The 16,394-nt window shown below is 67.1% G+C and carries 21 protein-coding genes and 1 tRNA gene; 6 read left to right on the forward strand and 16 right to left on the reverse strand.

Annotation, left to right across the window (positions count from 1 at the left end; all coding sequences use genetic code 11):
- Positions 1 to 61: 61 nt before the first annotated feature.
- Both FXF51_RS42620 and FXF51_RS42625 read right to left on the reverse strand, forming a co-directional pair.
- Complete coding sequence (locus FXF51_RS42620) at positions 62 to 835, reverse strand: SDR family NAD(P)-dependent oxidoreductase (RefSeq protein WP_148440470.1); 774 nt, start codon at positions 833 to 835, stop codon at positions 62 to 64.
- Entirely contained in the window at positions 832 to 2,223 is a 1,392-nt protein-coding gene (locus FXF51_RS42625; protein WP_148440471.1) for a DHA2 family efflux MFS transporter permease subunit, read from the reverse strand. The genes FXF51_RS42620 and FXF51_RS42625 overlap by 4 nt, the downstream gene beginning before the upstream one ends.
- Positions 2,224 to 2,280: 57 nt before the next feature.
- On the opposite strand from FXF51_RS42625, the gene FXF51_RS42630 reads away from it, so the two are divergent.
- The 3 genes from FXF51_RS42630 to FXF51_RS42640 all read left to right on the forward strand — a co-directional run bounded on the left by FXF51_RS42630 (position 2,281) and on the right by FXF51_RS42640 (position 3,635).
- The gene (locus FXF51_RS42630) at positions 2,281 to 2,898 is read left to right on the forward strand and encodes a TetR/AcrR family transcriptional regulator (protein ID WP_148440472.1); all 618 of its coding nucleotides are present in this window, start codon (positions 2,281 to 2,283) and stop codon (positions 2,896 to 2,898) included.
- A gap of 72 nt (positions 2,899 to 2,970) precedes the next feature.
- Positions 2,971 to 3,216: a hypothetical protein gene (locus FXF51_RS42635; RefSeq protein ID WP_148440473.1), complete on the forward strand. Its 246-nt coding sequence runs from the start codon at positions 2,971 to 2,973 to the stop codon at positions 3,214 to 3,216.
- 11 nt (positions 3,217 to 3,227) lie between these two features.
- A complete protein-coding gene (locus FXF51_RS42640) occupies positions 3,228 to 3,635 on the forward strand; it encodes a hypothetical protein (protein ID WP_148440474.1) in 408 nt (135 codons plus the stop codon).
- Between the two features lie 84 nt (positions 3,636 to 3,719).
- Here the strand turns inward: FXF51_RS42640 and FXF51_RS61250 are convergent, their stop codons facing one another.
- From FXF51_RS61250 to FXF51_RS42655, 4 genes are all read right to left on the reverse strand, one after another.
- The gene (locus FXF51_RS61250; RefSeq protein WP_187414888.1) at positions 3,720 to 4,868 is read right to left on the reverse strand and encodes a CU044_5270 family protein; all 1,149 of its coding nucleotides are present in this window, start codon (positions 4,866 to 4,868) and stop codon (positions 3,720 to 3,722) included.
- Positions 4,865 to 5,404: an RNA polymerase sigma factor gene (locus FXF51_RS42645; RefSeq protein WP_262380197.1), complete on the reverse strand. Its 540-nt coding sequence runs from the start codon at positions 5,402 to 5,404 to the stop codon at positions 4,865 to 4,867. Before FXF51_RS42645 ends, FXF51_RS61250 begins: the two co-directional genes overlap by 4 nt.
- 116 nt (positions 5,405 to 5,520) lie before the next feature.
- The gene (locus FXF51_RS42650; protein WP_148440475.1) at positions 5,521 to 6,990 is read right to left on the reverse strand and encodes an AAA family ATPase; all 1,470 of its coding nucleotides are present in this window, start codon (positions 6,988 to 6,990) and stop codon (positions 5,521 to 5,523) included.
- A gap of 42 nt (positions 6,991 to 7,032) precedes the next feature.
- A complete protein-coding gene (locus FXF51_RS42655; RefSeq protein WP_262380200.1) occupies positions 7,033 to 7,305 on the reverse strand; it encodes a glutaredoxin domain-containing protein in 273 nt (90 codons plus the stop codon).
- A gap of 97 nt (positions 7,306 to 7,402) precedes the next feature.
- Here FXF51_RS42655 and FXF51_RS42660 point away from each other — a divergent pair.
- Positions 7,403 to 7,479, forward strand: a tRNA-Pro gene (locus tag FXF51_RS42660).
- An 83-nt stretch (positions 7,480 to 7,562) separates the two neighbouring features.
- Here the strand turns inward: FXF51_RS42660 and FXF51_RS42665 are convergent.
- The 9 genes from FXF51_RS42665 to FXF51_RS42710 form a co-directional block, all read right to left on the reverse strand.
- Entirely contained in the window at positions 7,563 to 8,687 is a 1,125-nt protein-coding gene (locus FXF51_RS42665; RefSeq protein WP_148440477.1) for a tyrosine-type recombinase/integrase, read from the reverse strand.
- 11 nt (positions 8,688 to 8,698) lie between these two features.
- A complete protein-coding gene (locus FXF51_RS63935; RefSeq protein WP_148440478.1) occupies positions 8,699 to 8,908 on the reverse strand; it encodes a CopG family ribbon-helix-helix protein in 210 nt (69 codons plus the stop codon).
- An 88-nt stretch (positions 8,909 to 8,996) separates the two neighbouring features.
- Positions 8,997 to 9,290, reverse strand: coding sequence for a helix-turn-helix domain-containing protein (locus FXF51_RS63560; RefSeq protein ID WP_316247667.1), 294 nt, complete (start codon positions 9,288 to 9,290; stop codon positions 8,997 to 8,999).
- Positions 9,291 to 9,644: 354 nt separating this feature from the next.
- A complete protein-coding gene (locus FXF51_RS42685) occupies positions 9,645 to 11,831 on the reverse strand; it encodes a cell division protein FtsK (RefSeq protein ID WP_222871711.1) in 2,187 nt (728 codons plus the stop codon).
- Complete coding sequence (locus tag FXF51_RS42690) at positions 11,831 to 12,175, reverse strand: hypothetical protein (protein WP_148440480.1); 345 nt, start codon at positions 12,173 to 12,175, stop codon at positions 11,831 to 11,833. Before FXF51_RS42690 ends, FXF51_RS42685 begins: the two co-directional genes overlap by 1 nt.
- A gap of 34 nt (positions 12,176 to 12,209) precedes the next feature.
- Positions 12,210 to 12,398 (reverse strand): hypothetical protein, encoded by a 189-nt coding sequence (locus FXF51_RS42695; RefSeq protein ID WP_148440481.1) that lies wholly within the window; start codon positions 12,396 to 12,398, stop codon positions 12,210 to 12,212.
- Positions 12,399 to 12,591: 193 nt separating this feature from the next.
- A complete protein-coding gene (locus FXF51_RS42700; protein WP_148440482.1) occupies positions 12,592 to 12,828 on the reverse strand; it encodes a hypothetical protein in 237 nt (78 codons plus the stop codon).
- A complete protein-coding gene (locus tag FXF51_RS42705) occupies positions 12,829 to 13,194 on the reverse strand; it encodes a hypothetical protein (RefSeq protein ID WP_148440483.1) in 366 nt (121 codons plus the stop codon).
- Positions 13,195 to 13,201: 7 nt separating this feature from the next.
- The gene (locus FXF51_RS42710) at positions 13,202 to 13,417 is read right to left on the reverse strand and encodes a hypothetical protein (protein ID WP_148440484.1); all 216 of its coding nucleotides are present in this window, start codon (positions 13,415 to 13,417) and stop codon (positions 13,202 to 13,204) included.
- A gap of 260 nt (positions 13,418 to 13,677) precedes the next feature.
- Between FXF51_RS42710 and FXF51_RS63940 the strand changes: the two genes are divergently transcribed.
- Positions 13,678 to 14,457, forward strand: a complete 780-nt coding sequence (locus FXF51_RS63940; protein WP_148440485.1) for a GntR family transcriptional regulator — start codon at positions 13,678 to 13,680, stop codon at positions 14,455 to 14,457.
- 253 nt (positions 14,458 to 14,710) lie between these two features.
- Here the strand turns inward: FXF51_RS63940 and FXF51_RS42720 are convergent, their stop codons facing one another.
- Positions 14,711 to 15,475, reverse strand: a complete 765-nt coding sequence (locus FXF51_RS42720) for a GntR family transcriptional regulator (RefSeq protein ID WP_148440486.1) — start codon at positions 15,473 to 15,475, stop codon at positions 14,711 to 14,713.
- A 444-nt stretch (positions 15,476 to 15,919) separates the two neighbouring features.
- Here FXF51_RS42720 and FXF51_RS42725 point away from each other — a divergent pair, with 444 nt between their 5' ends.
- Entirely contained in the window at positions 15,920 to 16,294 is a 375-nt protein-coding gene (locus FXF51_RS42725) for a hypothetical protein (protein ID WP_148440487.1), read from the forward strand.
- Positions 16,295 to 16,394: the final 100 nt, after the last annotated feature.

Below are 16,394 nucleotides of genomic sequence, written 5' to 3' on the forward strand. Positions count from 1 at the left end.
TGATGTGTTGGACAGGTCCCATCAAAGCGGCACGTAAAGGCAGGTCACAGAGCCAATGCCGCTAAATTGGTCCGCCTCTTGGGCCAATCAGCTCCAGGGTCCGCTCGTACAGCCGCTCGGCCGCCCGCGGATCAGGGGACAGGCGGATCGGACGGTCCCGTAGATAGGCGGTGAGGGGTGCGGCGGGCGGGTCGTCGATGCGCGCCACGATGGGCTTGATGCCCTCCTCGACCGGGACGCCGTACCGCTTGAGCGCCGCCACGTGCGCGGCGGTCGCCGCGTCGTACTCGCCCGCGACGCTCGTCGAGACCCCGCCGGGATGGATGAGGACATATCCGGTACGGGCGCCGTGGCGGGCGGCGAACGCGACTCCCAGCAGGTCGTTCGCCTTCCCCGCCTGAAACTGGGCCGTCATGCCGTCGTACGAGCGTTCCAGCATCAGGTCGCCCCAGTGGATGCGTCCGTCCGGCTGTCCGGGCCCGGACACGTTGACGATCGTGCGCGGCGCGGTGAGGCCATGGCTGAGCAGGAAGCGGCTCAGGTAGTCCAGCGCGAACGTGCCCTCCAGCCCCTCCTCGGTGACGAACCGGTGCGTGCGGAAGAACCGCGCGCACAGCACCAGCGCGTCCACGACCGGGAAGCGGGCGTTGACCTCCTCGATCACCCGCCGGTTCTCGCGCACCAGGCTCAGGTCCGCCTGGATGAACACCGCCCCCGGCAGCGCCTTGGCCGCGTCCCTGCCGACGACGGCGACCGTGTCGCCGCGCTCCAGGTAGGTGCGGGCGAGCGCCCTGCCCATCCCGTCCGTACCGCCGGTGATCACGAGCGTCCTCATGCGGGCGCCCCTTCCCGTACGGGCTGCGGCGCGTCGGCCTTGCCGGGCAGGAGCGGGATGAGGGCCAGCACGGCCAGGTTGGAGACCACCGCCACCCAGAACACGCCGATCGTGCTGTCCGCGGTCTGCACGACGAGCGTCACCACGGCGACGCCGAGCGCGGCCCCGAGCTGGTTGAGCATGTAGAGCACCGAGCTGCCCTGCGCCACCATGGGACCGGGGAGCGTCCGGTAGAGCGAGCCCATCGTCGGGGCGCTGAAGCAGCCGCTGCCCAGCCCGAACGTGAGCGCCGCCAGCGCCGGCCACACCTCCGGAGTGTCGGGGCCGATGCGCGTGAGCGCGAGCACGCTGGCGATGGCCACGACCGCTCCGCCGACGGCCAGGCCGCGCGCGCCGAGCCGGTCCGACAGCCGCCCGGCCAGCGGCATCGCGATGGATCCGCCGATCCCGAGGGGGGCCATGAGCAGCCCGGCCGCGAGCACGCCGTGCCCGTGGGCCTGCTGGTAGTACAGGGGCAGCGCGAACAGCCCGGCGAACAGGCCCATGCCGCCGAGCCCCATGATCGCGACGCTGGCGCTGAAACTCCGGCTGCGGAAGAGCCCCAGGTCGATCAGCGGGCCAGGACGGCGGGCGTGCACGGCGTACCCGATGAGCAGCACCGCCCCCAGCCCGAGCGGTGCCAGCACCTGCCACGCCGCGAACGCCCCCTGCTCGGCCGTCTGCGACAGCGCCAGCACGACGGCGGCGAAGCCGGGCCCGAGCAGCGCCAGCCCCAGCACATCGAGCCGACCGCTCTCCCCGCGAGACGACACCGGATCGTCGGCGGGGATGACGCGCACCGCCAGCACCAGCGCCACGAGCCCGACGACCACGCTGATCAGGAACATCGCCCGCCACGACAGCGCGCCGAGTATCGCGCCGCCGGCGATCGGCCCGAGCACGGGGCCGAGCGACAGCACCACCCCCATCAGCCCCATCACCCGCCCGGCCCGCTCCGGCCCGGCGGCCCTGGCCAGCAGGATCAGGACAAGCGGGTCGAGCAGCCCCGCCCCCACGCCCTGCACGGCCCTGAACGCGATCAGGCTGCCCACGTCCCAGGCCAGCCCGGCGGCCAGCGATCCCACCAGGAACAGCGCCAGCCCCGCCACCCACAGCCGCTTGCCGCCGTACCGGTCGACCGCCCAGGTCGTGAACGGGATGGTGGCCGTCACCGCCAGCAGGAACCCGGTGGACGCCCAGCCGATCGTGCTCAGCGAGGTGTCAAAGGCGATGGCCAGGGTGCCGGTGGCGACCGCGGCCATCGTGCTGTTGAGGATGCCCAGCAATCCGCCGAGCAGGACCACAGCGATCAGCCATGGCAACCGGCCGTCCAATTTTTCTGAACTCATTGGTTCAACATAAACCAGCTCGCCCACGAAAGTGAACCAGTGAGTACAATTGGCGTCATGACGACTCGGGGGCGCATCGACAAGCGGCAGGCGATCCTGGAGGGCGCGTTCACCGTGTTCGCGCGGGAGGGCTACGCCCAGGCCTGCGTGCAGGAGATCGCCCGGGAGGCGGGCGTGGCCAAGCCGACGGTCTACAACCACATGACCGACAAGGCGACGCTGTTCAGGAACGCCCTGGAGGCCGCCGCCCGCACCATCCTGGAGCAGCGGATCGCCGCCCTGGAGCCGCTCGCCGCCCCCACCGGTGACCTGCGCGCCACGCTGGAGGAGGTCGCCCACGTGCTGCTCCGCCTGCACACCGACGGCCGCTCCTGCGCGCTGCGCCGGCTGCTCTACTCCGAGGTCACCCACTTCCCCGACATCCTCGACATCGTCAAGGAGAGCGGCCCCGACCGGCTCACCCAGGCGCTCGCCGACCGCCTGGCCCGCCTCGCCCTGGCCGGACGCCTGCGCGCCACCGACCCCGATCTGGCGGCCGAGCAGTTCCTGGCCCTGCTCCTCGGCCCGCTGGAGGCCCGCACCCAGCTCGGCACCCGCCAGTTGGAGGACTCGCAACTGCGGGTGATGGCCGTCGCCGCCGTGGACGCCTTCGTACGGGCCTGGGGTGCCCGGTAACCAACACGCATGGCGAAATCATGCCGACAAGACCCGTTGTCGCTGGTAGCCAAGGGATATAGTCTGCCGCGTGTGGTAGAACGAGACGACTACGCGGCCATCCGCGATCGGATCATCGGGCTCTCCCACCTCCACGGCCTGCGCTGCGACTGGGCAGAGACCACCAGGCGGCAGCGGTTCCTGCTGCTGTGGGACGCCGGGGGCCGGGTCGTCGCCCGTGTGATCGTCCCGCTCTACCCGGGGGAGACACCGCAACTGGTGGACTCACTCGAACGAGGGCTGACGCATCTGTTCGGCGACGGCTGGCTGAAGGACTGACGGGAGCACCCATGACCGCGGACAGCGTCGACGTCCACGTCACCATGGCAGGCAACCTGTGGCTTGCGCAGGTGGACGGCGTGGCCGGCGGCATGTCCGCGCGGACGCTGCGCGAGCTGCACTCGGACGTGGCCGAGGGGCTCCCGTTCCTGTTCGGCGATCGCGACCGGCCGCCGGCGCCGGTCTTCCACTACGCGCTGCCCGGCCTGTCCGAGCAGGACCTCGACGACTTCGCCGCCCTCCAGCGCCAGGCTGCCGCCATCGCCGAGGACTACACGCGGACGCTGAAGAAGCGGGTCAAGCACATGCACGAGCTGGGGCTGTCCGACGGCGACATCGGCGAGCTGCTCGGGCTGACCAAGCAGCGCATCCAGCAGATCCGCACGAACGCCAACGACGAGGCCCGCCAGAGCGGCTGACGGGCCGTCGCGTATCACGGCCTGTCCGCGTCCGACGGGCCTCCCCGCGTCAGAACCTGTCAGCGGCTGACGGGCCTCCCCGCGTCAGGGCCTGTCGTCGGTCCAGCCCGCCTCGATCAGCGCGGTGGAGCTCCAGACCGCCCCCGGCTCGAACCCGGCCTGCAACCCGCCGGGCTCGACCACCACGTACTCGTGGGCCAGCGCCCGCCCGGTCGCCTCGTCGAAGACCAGCCGGTTCTCGGAGACCCCGCCCTTGTCGTAACGCTCCTCCATCGACACGGCCGTGCCCTGCCGCCCCTCGGCGTCGGTCACGCCCGCGGTGACCTTGACGTCGTCCAGCTCGGCCAGCATGCGGAACGCCGCCCCCCGCACCTCCGGCGTCACCGGCATGTCCATGATCAATCCGACGCTGACCCGGAACAGCCACGCGTCCCCGGACATCTCCTCGCTCGACGACTCCGTCCCGTGCCCGGCGTAGGAGGCCATCAGCCACTTCTTCAGCTCGCCGGGGTCGCTCGGCAGCGTCCGCAGGTCCTTCATGGTGACGTTCTTGCCGAGCCAGAACACCTTGTCGCCGTCCACCAGCGGGGTGTGACTGGTCGAGGCCTTCCCCTCGGACGTGGACAGGGCCAGCTTCGCCCGCCCTCCCTTGCCCGGCACGACGACCTCGATCTCGGACGGCGACCCCGCCTGCTCCCACACCCTCCGGTCCGCCTCGGTGGCGGGCTCCGCCCCGAGCCGCCGACCGCGTGCCCACTGGTCGCCTCCGGTGGCGGCGGGCGTCCACCCCTCGTCACGCGCCCGGTCCACGACGAGATAGCCGCCGGACTTGGCCGCGTACAAGTTCCTGCTCACCGTCACGCTGTGCCACCAGTCGCCGCTCCCCTCGGCCTGCGCGCCGGCCTTCTCCGCCGCGGCCAGCAGCACGTCCCGCGCCGACAGCGTCACCCGGGTCGCGCCCGCGCTCGCCACCACCCGCTCGCTGTCGGGCGCGCGCGGCGTCGTCGGCGTCGCGCCGCCGCCCGACATGACCACCGCCACCGCCGTCACCGCGGCCGCCGCCGCCCCGGCCAGCCCTAGCCCCCACACGGGCCTGCTCCGCCGCCTCCTCCCGGCTTCCGGCCTGGGCGTCGCCATGGCGCGCGCCAACTCGGCCGTCCTCGTCCTGTCGTCCACCGGCCCGTCGCCGAGGTGCGCGGGCCTGGCGGCCCGAAGCTCGTCCATGGGGTTCATGACCACTCCTCGCTGAGGTTCCGCACGTGAGTCCTGGACCGCTCGGGGACACGCCCGTCCGGCTCCGCCTCCATGGCCTGCCTGAGCCGCTTGCGCGCCCGATGCAGCCGTACGCGGTACGCCGCCGACGAGCAACCGATGACCTTGGCGGCCTCCCCCGGGGTGAGGCCGTGCCAGGCGACGAGGATGAGGATCTCCCGATCGTCCTCCTGCAACGCGGCCAGCGCGCGCAGCACCCCCATCCGCTCCGTCACCTGATCGGCCACGTCCCCCTCGGTCCAGGCCCGCAACTCGGCGGCCATCGCCTCCCGCCGCAGCTCCGCGCGTACGTTGTCACGCAGCACGTTCCTGGCGACCCCGAGCAGCCACGGCAGCGCCGGCTCCGGCACGTCGTCCAGCCGCCGCCAGGCGATGGCGAACGTCTCGCTCACCACCTCGTCGGCCACCTGCCGCCCGGCGCGGCTGACCACGTACGCCCAGACGCGTTGCCGGCACTCGTCGTACATGCCGGTGAACCGGTGCGCATCATCCGTCACCGCCCAGCCCCTTCGTTCGGGATGCGTCGTTCTTCTGACACCAGGAAGTGGTCTGGGCCTTCCCGTTGTTACGCCTCACCCGAAATTTTCCCGACCTGCCCGCGCAAGCGCGGCCGTCAGTCTCCCGCGTACATCCGGCGCAGATCGATCAGCTCCACGTCGGCACGCCCGCCAGCCACCTCGGCCAGCTCACGGCTGAACCCGGCCCGCGCGAACAGCAGCAGCTTGGGCGGCGCCTCGACCTGGGCGTCCGGCAGCAGCGTCCGCAGATGCTCAAGGCGCTGGAGGTGCGGGACGTCCATCGGCGAGAGCGTGCCCTTGGCCTCGCCGATCGCGGTGATCCGAGCAGGCGCGGACGAGCGGGTCTGCGTCACCACCAGGTCCAGCTCGTGCCCTTGCCGATGCGCCCGGCAGGCCACCTCGCTCGGACGTACGGCGCTCGCGTCCCCGCCCAGCGTGTCCGCGGAGGCGTGCAGGAAGCACCACTCGCGGGCCACGTCCTCGAAGTGCGGCCCGTAGATCTTGGAGGCGACCGTGTCGGCGGCGGTCTCCCAGACCCGCGCTGCCCGCCCGGCGACCAGCTCGGGCTCGCGCCGCTGCGTGATGAGCTGGTGGACCCGGACGATCGGCTCGGCGACCTTGTAGACGCTGCGCTTCTGCCGTAGGGCGTCGTCCACCTGCTCGATGAGGCCGATGCCCTGCAGCCCACCGAGCAGATGGCCCAGCGCGGTGGCGGGCCGCCCCAGGGTGGCGGCGATCTCCGAGCGGCGATGGTTGCCCGCGCTGATGGCGGCCAGGACGGCGGCGTACGAGCTGGGGTCCATGATCGACGGCTCCTCGCGCAGCAGCAGCCCGCCCTCACGGAACATCGCCGAGGCCGGGTTGAGCAGCCGCCGCTGCACCCAGCGGTCGAACGAGCCCAGGTCCGCCGGCCCCGACCCGCCGCACATCTCCAGGTACGCGGGGGTGCCTCCCACCAGCGCGTTGACCCGGAAGGCCAGCTCGGGATCGTCCGCCAACCCCCAGAAGACACTCGCGTCGCGGAACCTGAAGGGCCGTACGACCAGTTCCAGCACCGCCCGTCCCCGGAGCGGAGCGCCGGCGCCGAGAAGCTGCGCCATCGTGGTCAGAGCGCTACCGCAGAGGATCATGCGGGTGCGGGTGTGCTCCTTCGCGTGGCTGGTCGGGCTGAGCGCCTGCTGCAGGTACGACGGCAGCGCCGGCGTGGCCGAGACCAGATACGGAAACTCATCGATGATCACAGGTGTGGCGCGTTCCTCGCCGAGCCGAAGCAACTCGCCGAGCCCTTCACGCCAGTCACGGAACGCGACCGGCTGGCGAAGACCGCGATAAGCGGCGTAGACAACGCCGAGGTCGGCGAGGTTCTGCACCTCGGTCTGCTGAGTGGCCGCGAACAGCAAGCCACCGGTCTGGTGCGCGAGGAGTTCGAGCATGAGCGTCTTGCCCTGACGGCGGCGGCCGTACACGAGCCCCAGGGACGCACCGGCGGAAGGGGCGGCGACGAAGTCGGCCAGCTCCTCCCATTCGGCGTCCCTGCCGAACAGTCGTGATGGCTTGCGGATCATCCCTCAAGTATAGCTGCGGCTATTATAGGCGCACCTATAACTTCACTCCTTGAGCCGCTCAGGCGCGAACGTCCTGACGGCGTCCAGAAGCTCACGCCGCGACGGATTCACCATCGGCCTCCCCGCCACCGTCACCGTCGGCACCGTCTCGAAGCCGTTCGCCACCGACCGCACGAACGCCGCCGCGTCCGGGTCCTTCCAGATGTTGACCTTGCGGTAGCGGAGGCTGGTGAACAGCAGGCTGAAACGCAGCTTCATACAGAACGTGCACATCGGCCGCCAGTACATGACGACCTCGTCACCGCCGTCTTGCATCGTTCCCACCCCAATCTTGATACCAGACGAGTCCGGCTCCTCCTGTAGGGTGGTTGCCGGTCGGACGTCCTTCAAGAGCTGGGGCGGCCGGCGTGACCGGGACGTAGCGCAGCTTGGTAGCGCACTTGACTGGGGGTCAAGGGGTCGCAGGTTCAAATCCTGTCGTCCCGACCAGGTTTTAGCTGGTCAACGAGGGGTGCCAGAGGTTCTCTGGTGCCCCTTTTGGATCTTTGGGAGCCAAACGGGGAGCCAATGCTCTACCCGGCTCGCGACTTGAAGATCTTGTCCATGGCCACAGCGCCCGCTGTCAGCGCTGGTCGGATCTCCTGCCGGTACACGGTCTCGGTGACGTGCGTTGAGGAGTGGCCAACGAGACGTGCGATCTCTTCAAGCGTTACCTTGTGAGCGGACAGCAGCGACACGAAGCTGTGTCGCAGTTCGCGCGGGCACCAGTCATCGCCGATGCCTGCGGCTTTGGTGATCTTCTGGAATTCGCGCCGGACGTACCAGCGGTCGTAGGGTCGTCCGTCTTCACGACGGAATACAAGTGCGTCGTCCGCGCCTCTTTCGCCTGATGCAAGGCGTTCGGCGGCACGAGCTTTGTGGAGTTCCTTCAGGACTTGGATGCCCCACTTAGAGACCTTGAGAACTCGCCGGGATTTCTTTGTCTTGGTTTCTCCTTTCACTCGCTCGGAACGGTAAACCGCGACCGTTCGCTCTTTGAGGTCCACCTCTGTCCAGCGGAGAGCACGAGCCTCTTCTGTCCGTATCCCGCAGAGTAGGCATACGATGACGTACGCCATCAGCGGGGAGGAGAGTGCGGCGTGGATAACCGCCTGTGCTTGTTCGAGGTTCAGCGCCTTTGAGGGGCGGCCCTCTTGCCCGTCAGGGATATCGACCAGATCGGCGACGTTCCGTTTGACCTTGTCTCGCTTCTGTGCGTGTCGTATCGCCCGCTGAAGGATTTGATGGATGAGGCGGAGTGAGCGCGTGGAGAGTATTTCCGCTCGTCCGTCCAGCCAATCGTCAAGCTCGTCAGCGGTCAGCTTCTTGATCTTGATCTTGCCGATCTGGGGGATGATGTGGTGGATCGCCATGGACCGGTAGTTGGCTATCGTGTCCTGATCGCGGCCCTTGAGTCCTCTGGCCAGCCAGTCGTTGATGCAATCTTCGACGGTGTAGCCCTCCTCCGTTGTGACGCCCGCCTCTAGCTCTTCGACGAGCGCGATGAGCTTGTCCTTGACCTCGGTCTTGGTCCTGCCCTTGCGCTTGGGGCGTAGGCGCTTGCCCTGTGCGTCGAATCCGAGAGAGACGGCTCCCGTGTAGCCGTTCCCTTCGCGGTAGATGCTGGCGCTGTATTTGCCGATGTGGATTGTTGCCATCCGTTCTCCATTCACTCGGTTTTGGCGGGGCGTGTCCCGGCCTGCCGTTGAGGCGTACCACCGGTTTCGTGGGAGCCGGGACTTTTCTTGTGGCGGTCTATGTATTCGTCGATAGCTTTGCGGATGATGTAGGACATGTCTCGGTCTTGGTCGTCTGCGATCTCTTGGAGTTGCCTGCGGCGGTCACTGTCGAGTCGCAAGGTGTAGTTGTCGGTGGGCAATGTGGTCCCCTAGCTCTCGGGCTTGACGCTGTGGTTCTAGCCGAGAGTGTGCACCGGGATGCATTGCATTGCAATGCAGTCGCGTGAATTAGTCTTGATCGACTTGTTCGAGGGATGTAATGAAGTCCGCTAGCTGCTGCTCGGTGATCCTTCGAGACCGTCCGATCTTTATGCTGTGAAGTTGGCGGGTTCTGATCAGTTCATAGATCTTGTCCCGTCCTACACCGAGTAGTTCGGCTATCTCCTCGACCTTGTATGCCTTCAGGTGCGTCACCTCCCTTCGTCGGTCCCCGTCTCCTCGTGGGGCCTGGCCTCCCTTCGGGGTGTTGACCGTTCGTCGCGTAGAGCGGCCTCGCGCTGGAGCCGGCGGGCGTGGTTCCACACACGGCGGCCGATCCGCAGGCGTAGGCCGGTGCCCTGGCAGCGCGGGCAGAAGCGCCAGCCACGGCCGAACAGGTAGGGGATCCGGCCGGTGCCGTGGCAGCGGCGGTGCTCCTTGAACGGGCGTGCGTAGCAGTTGCAGATGTAGCTGAGCGTGGTTAGGACGGTGATGGCTATGGCTGCGATAGCAGCGAGTGTGTCTAGGTTCAAAACCACCTCCTGAGCGGGTTATCGGGGTTGCTAGCAGTTGGGCTGCTAGCTGCTAACTTCCTGGTCATCTGGCGTTCCGGGGTGCTAGCGGGGGTGCTAGCGATAGCAGGGTCGGCTGCTATCGCTAGCACCCTTGGCGAGAGGGCTAGGCGTCGGTTCGGGGGCTACGCTCCGCGATGGCCTTGGTGAGGCTGGCCCTGCGGATGCCTCGTCGGGTGACGGGCTTGCCGTTGACGCGGCGGCCGATGTCGGTGACCTTCACGCCGTGGGGCTTGAGTGCGGTGGTGAGTTGTTCGGACTGCCAACCGCCGTATACCTCGGGCCGGAGTTCGGCCAGTCGCGTGCACAGGGTTTCGTTCCACACCGCGTTCTCCGCATCCGGCCAGACGTGCGCCAGGTCGGCGAGCAGATCGTAGGTGGGTTCCTGCGGGCGAGGCTGAACATCCGGGGTAGGCATGGTGCCCGTCTTCACCCGCATGTCGATCGCACGGGCAATGATCTGTTTGGCCTGGTCGCCGTTGACCTCGAAGCCACGGCGGGCACCGGGCTTACCGACGCCGACGACCACGCCCCAGCCGGCATCCTCACCGGGCTCGAACACGGTCGCTCGGTAGCCCGCCTTGTACATGCCGGTACCGAGGATCATGTCGTTGGCGACTTGATCGCGTACCGACAGGCACACCCGCGTGTTGACGTTGCGGGTGATGCCGGTCGGCAGGCTGTCCTTGTCCGGGATCTGCGTGTCCAGCAGCAGGATCACACCCAGCGCACGCCCGAGTTTGATCACCTTTTCGCACAGTTCACCGGCTTCCGCGCCGTAGTTCTTATGCTGGAACAGCTCCTGTACTTCGTTGAGGAACACCACGAGCGGATGCAGCCCGGATCCCGAACGCGACGCCAACTCGGGAGTGACCTTGTTCTCTGGGGCCAGGCCCAGCGCGTGATAGTGGCTGATCTTCGCGGCGCGTTGCTGGCACTCGGTGTGGTACAGCCATTTGATCAGCGCGGCGGCACGGCCGATGGTGTCGTCATCCTGCCCGTTGCCGTACTCGGCGCAGACCGGTTCGACGGCCTTGAAGTCCGCGACGCCCTTGAACTCATACCCCCTGATCTCGGCGCGCGGGTCGAGGCTGGCGGCGAGCACCAGCAGGCGCAGCAGGAACGTCTTCCCTGATCCGGGCTGTCCGCCGATCAGCCAGTTCCGGAAGATCAGCATGGCGTTCACGGTCTCCATTCGGGGCGTGATGAAGATCGGGAACGGCTTGAACACGTCCACGCTGCCACCCTTGAGCAGCGGCCACGGCGGTGTGTCCATCGTGCTGGCCGGTTGGTAGCCGACCCACAGCGCCAGCCGTCCAGGATGGCCCGTGGCGGCTTCTGGCCATACCTGGTCGAGCGGGAGCCGCATGCCCGAGGCCAGCTTGCCCCGTCGTGCCACCACGTCGGCGGCCTCCACCCCGAACGGGAGATCCACGATGGCCAGGTGCCCGGGGCCGTCGCGGTGGATCTCCTGCGGGAAGCTGATCGCGTGCTGGTCTCTGGCCACGGCCTGATTGATCGCCGCAATGCCGGTGCTGAGCAGGGCCCGCCGTACCAACTCGGCGGTGAGCTTGCGGTAGCGCGGCCCCTGGCTCACGTGATCGGTGATCGGCTTGTCTTCCGGACGCCCGAGGCGCGCCAGGATCGGCACCAGCGCCGCGAGCACCGCCAGCCGCGCCCACAGGGGAACCTGCACGTCCAGCGCCAGGACCACGGGCACGGCGGCACCGGTCAGCACGGCCAGCGTGAGCAGCATCGACCAGCGCCAGCGCGATTGTCGTTCCCGTTGCTTGTCCAGCTTGAGCCAGGTGGCAGGGTCGTTGCGGTCGGCGGCGGCCTGCCGCAACGCCCGGTTGCCCTCCTCCGCGCTGGCCCAGCGCAGCACGTGGGTGATGCCGGAGAAGAACCCGATCGGTGCGTAGACCAGCGCCTTGGCCGCGTACTTGGGGAGGCGAACCACGTGGTAGCCGATCACGTACCCGGCATCCCTGATCCCCCAGGCGAACATCGCGCGCCGACCGGCGGGCGTGCGCGTCCAGGGCGGCAGTATGGGGGCGCGCCCCCGACCGTCCTGAGACGGGTCGGGGAGCGCACCAGCGTCGTCGGGCGGATCAACCGGCGGCCCGATCACCGGTGGATCGTGGGAAACCGACTCTTGATCGAAGAACGCGTCCTCGTGCGCGTCCTGGTCGTCGTGATCGTGTGCGGCGGCGGTGCCGGCGTCCGGTGCGGGCTGCTCGCCGGCGTCTTCTGGTTCGTCCTTCCAGACGAACCCATCCAGCGGGGGCCGCATCAGGCGCGGCCGCCTTCCGGCCGTGGCGTGCGGGCCTGGTCGGCGAGTTCGTCACGTAGGTAGGCAAGGGCGTTCGGCTCGCCGTCGGCGTGCGCGTTGAGGGTGGCGTTGATGGCGGCGAGGTAGTTCGCGCGGCTGAGTCGCAGCGTGGTGACCTCGCGGCGGAGTCGGCGGGTCTCCTGCACGAGGGTGGGAATGTCGTGCAGGGCGGCGGTGACGTCCTGCCACAGATCGCTCAGCGCCGGGGTGGAGCGGGCAAAGGTGGCGATGAGCTGTTCGGCGGTGCGGTGTCGGTGGACGACCTCCTGAAGATCGGGTCCGGTGTACGGGTGGCGGTAGGGCACTAGGGCATCACTCTCCTTCGGATCGGTGGGCAGGTCAGGAACCGGTGAGCCAGGACAGCAGGGCCCTGATCGCGCGGTTGATGTCGGGGGCGAGCGCGGTAGCGGCCAGCAGGAAACCGAACACGATGCAGACCAGCGCCATCCACATCCGCAGCTTGAGGAATCGCAGGGCGACCAGCACCACGAGCGCCAGCAGCACGACCAGGGGAATCGAAACGTTCATCGGGGGCATCACCTCCCTTCCGCAGACGGGCGGGGGCGGCGGAGACGCGGGACGCTAGATCCCGTCGTGACGGGACTTGCGGCGACGCCAGCGGGCGCGGGCACGGCACTTGCGGCAGTTCTTGGCGCCGGACTCGACGGCAGCGCCACAGGGGCACCCACGGTGGATCGGGAAAGTGCGCAGCGTTGATCACCTACCTACTTCTTGCTCTGTCGGAGTTGGACGAGGTGCCGGCGTTCTTGGGCCGACGGGCGCGGCGGGCGTACAGGAGCACGCTGCGCGCCAGGTATTCAGCGGTGTTGAGGGGGCGGTCGCATGGGCTTTTGCGCTGGTCAGCGGTCCGAATTCCGCAGGCCAGCACCACGAGCAACCCCGCAATGATCAGCGCCACGATGAGCGCGAACACGATGATCATCAGCGGGATGTCCACTCAAGCCCCTGAGGGCGGATCGGTGGACATGCTGTGCCGGTAGGAGTCGCGCGCGTCAGCGCGATCCATGGCCGTCTGCGTGATCAGGACGGCCTCATACGAGACCAGGCCGAAGTCCACGCAGGCGATGTGGTGTCCGTTCTTCGCCCTGATCGGCACGCCCAGCAGGGCGGCGATCCGTTCCACCTCGGCGAGCGCCTCGGCCTCGGTGAGGGCATCGGTGTCGTAGCGAGGGTGTACCGACACCCGTACCGACCCGTACCGGGGCACGGGCAACTGCGGGTTCATGTCGAGGAAGTCCGCCATCCCCCGGAGATCGGCGATGAGACGGCTTCGATGAGCCTCGGTGATGATGTCGTACGTCATGGGGCGATCAGCTCCTTTCGAAGATCGGGATGAAGAGCGCAAGCGCGCCGGGGCAGTTCTCCAGGGCATCCGCCACCAGGTGCAGTGCGATGACTGTCAGCAGCAGCGCCGTGGCGGCGAACACACCGGAGATCAAGTCGTCCGCGCAGTTGTCCAGCAGCTCGGCCAAAGTGCGAAGGACCGCGATCAGTCGGGTGTGCTTCGCGCTCTCCGTGGCAGTCACCGCTGATCACCTCCATCCATGCCCTGACCTTGCCTGCTGTGTGCACTCAACTGTGTGCACTCGACTGCGTACACACAGGATGCACGCTCAACTGTGTGCGCGCAAGTGTGTATGCTCAAATTGACGCACACAGTTGTGCGCGCTACGGTCAGGAGGGTAAGTACCAGCACGTGAAGGGGGTGCGAGTGGCCGCGAACGGCACAGAACACGCATCAACGCCGTCTCCGGCCGGCGGGCAGTCTGATCAGGAGCCGGCGAAGGTGCCGCTGTACGAGATCATCCGAGACGAACTCATCACCGACATCGAGCGGGGCAAGATCCCAGCGGGCGCTCTTCTGCCATCCATCCGAGACATGTCCGTGCGATGGACGGTGAGCACGACTACGGCCCGTCGCGTCCTATCGGAAATGGTCAACGCTGGATATGCGCACCCGGAGGGCACGCGAGGCCACACGGCGATCCGGCCTGGTACAGGAGAGGCGACCCGTGCTCCCGCTGGCCGGACGGACGCTTCCGTCCATTCGGGATCGCACTCTGACGTGCGCAAGGGTGTGGCACCCGTTCTTCGCACTGCTCAGGTCGTGGCCGCGAAAGGGGTGGTGGACGCATCGCCGACCAACGTGGATGTACGCAGCGAGCCCGCTCCGCCTGAGGCAGTCATGGCGTTGCAGCTTCCTGATCACACCATGCCTGTCGTTGTCCGACGGCGCGTGACTATGGACTCCGAAGGGGGGCCCATTCAGTACCGCGTCAGCTACCTCGCCCCGAACGTATCCTCAGAAAATCCGCCTCTGGCCTCTACAGATGTGATCGATGAACCGTGGCTTGACGCGTTGACAACGCACACGGGACGCACGATCAAGGTCAGCGAAAGCTACATCTGCGCACGCCACCCCACAGACACGGAAGCGGCAATGCTTGCACTCCCTCTCGGGGCATGCGTGCTTGTGCGGGTTGATCGAGCCGTGGACGAAGACGGCCAACCGGCGGATTACACAATAACTGTTTGGCCTGGAGACACCACACGCATCCAAAATTAAGCCAGCTAAGCCGGATACACATCAGCCAAACGGGCCACCCCTGCTCACGGGGGTGGCCCGTTTTTCATTCAGTAGGTTCTGCGTCTCTCCATGTGAAACCTTCGGTTCCGGCTCGATGGCTACCTTGATGACCAAAGGGAAGTACACAAGTAACGGTGAAAGCCTCAAATGGATCCGGCCAGAGGCATTCCTCTCCGCAGACGTCTCCTGACAGTTCCGCGTCGGGTTCGGCGGACATCTTCAAGGCTCCCTCTTAGTGGATCGGCATTCGGTACCGGAAGTCGTACCGATCCGCCCTGAAGATTATTTTCGCGACCTCGACGGCCAGATCACCCGCCCAGAATGTTTGCCATATCTCGATGACCGGCACGCCAGGCGGGCACTTGAGCTGAACAATCTCGTGACGCTCGGGCATGCGTGCACGGAGGAATTCCTCCTCCATATCCACATGGCGGCCTATGGCGTCGAACCGGGGAACGATCCCCTTGCCTGCATGTGGCCCTTCGTGGGGAAGCTCGATTTCGGTGCCGGCGGTGATCGCCAGCGGCTCCCACGCGAGGCTCATCGAAACGGGTTCTCCGCCCATACTGATGCGGTAGGAAGTCTCCGTGATCGGATCGCCCTCGTCTATCCCGAGGCGTTCCGCCACCTCGGCCGGCGCCTCTGTCCGTTCCGTTTCCCAATCGACCTTGATATCAGTGCCGGACTTTTCGGCTTCACGTCGATATGCGGCGACATGATTGTTCGTCCGCTGGAACCGATCGGGAGCAACGCGGATCAAGGGGCGCTTCTGCGAGGAAACAAATGCGCCCTTGCCCCTGAGTGTGTAAATCGTCCCCTCGTTGCGCAGCTCCGTTAGCGCGCGGCGGGCGGTGATCGCAGAGCAGGCCCATGTCGCGCACAGGGCTCGCTCGCTGGGCACCTGCGCATCCGGCGGCAGCTCACCACTCTTGATCTTGGTTCGGAGATCTTCGGCGATGACCAGGTACATGGGCTTGTACGTGTCGCGCTCCGTCATGCCCTGAAGGATCTCACAGAACCACGTGCCAGCCTACGAAAACCATGCTTAGTATGTGCACATACGAGGTTCCTCTGACCCGGGAGGATGGTACGGACAGATGCACCCACTAGGGCCAGACCGGCCAGCCGTGTGGGACTACACCCTCACCTATCAGCGAGGGGACAAGTTCGGGGGTGTAAGCGGACGCTGCTACTCCCGCAGGCTTGCCGGAGAGCGTGTGACAACAGCTCTCATGAGCTTGCCAAGTAGCACAAAAGGAACAATCGATCAAAAGGGCGAGTGGGATTCTCGTACGCAAGATCGACCATTCATCCGCACATCAGCGATCATCGAAGACGGAGTACTCCGCTGGGTGGATCACCATGACGAGTAGAGGCAAGAGCATTTCTGGCACCCATTCGAGGCTACTCAGCCTCATAGAGAACTCGCCGGAGGCCCGTCATGGGTAGCCAGGGCTTCTCTGACGCTGACTTCTCATGGTGGATGGACCGCAAAGTCCCTGTTACGCCCGACGACATTCAGCGCGCTCAACAGGAGGCGATCGACGACGGCGCCGACCCGACCGAACTCAAGCGCCTGCTCATGGTGGCAGTGCTGGAAGCGGGCGGCACCGTCGAAGCGCTTGCCCAGCGGTGGACCGAGCGGAACCGGCTCAGGCTCGCTCTAGCCGAGTTCGGGACGGCGATACGGCGCAGAGAGACAGCGAAGCACACTGCGCCAATCGGATCGGAAGCGATGCTACGTGACTTGATCCGGCAGTATCCCGACGTGGCCCGCTCTGTCCTCGGTGACGACGAATCAGAGGAGGCATCCTGAGGCGGCCCCACAGCCATGGTGCGTGGGGCGATCATGTGCCGCACATCGACGCTACAAGGAGGCGTGATGGAGTTCGCCCCGAGTTCTTGCTGTCATCTCC

It is taken from the genome of Nonomuraea sp. PA05 (assembly GCF_008086045.1).
GTDB lineage: Bacteria > Actinomycetota > Actinomycetes > Streptosporangiales > Streptosporangiaceae > Nonomuraea > Nonomuraea monospora.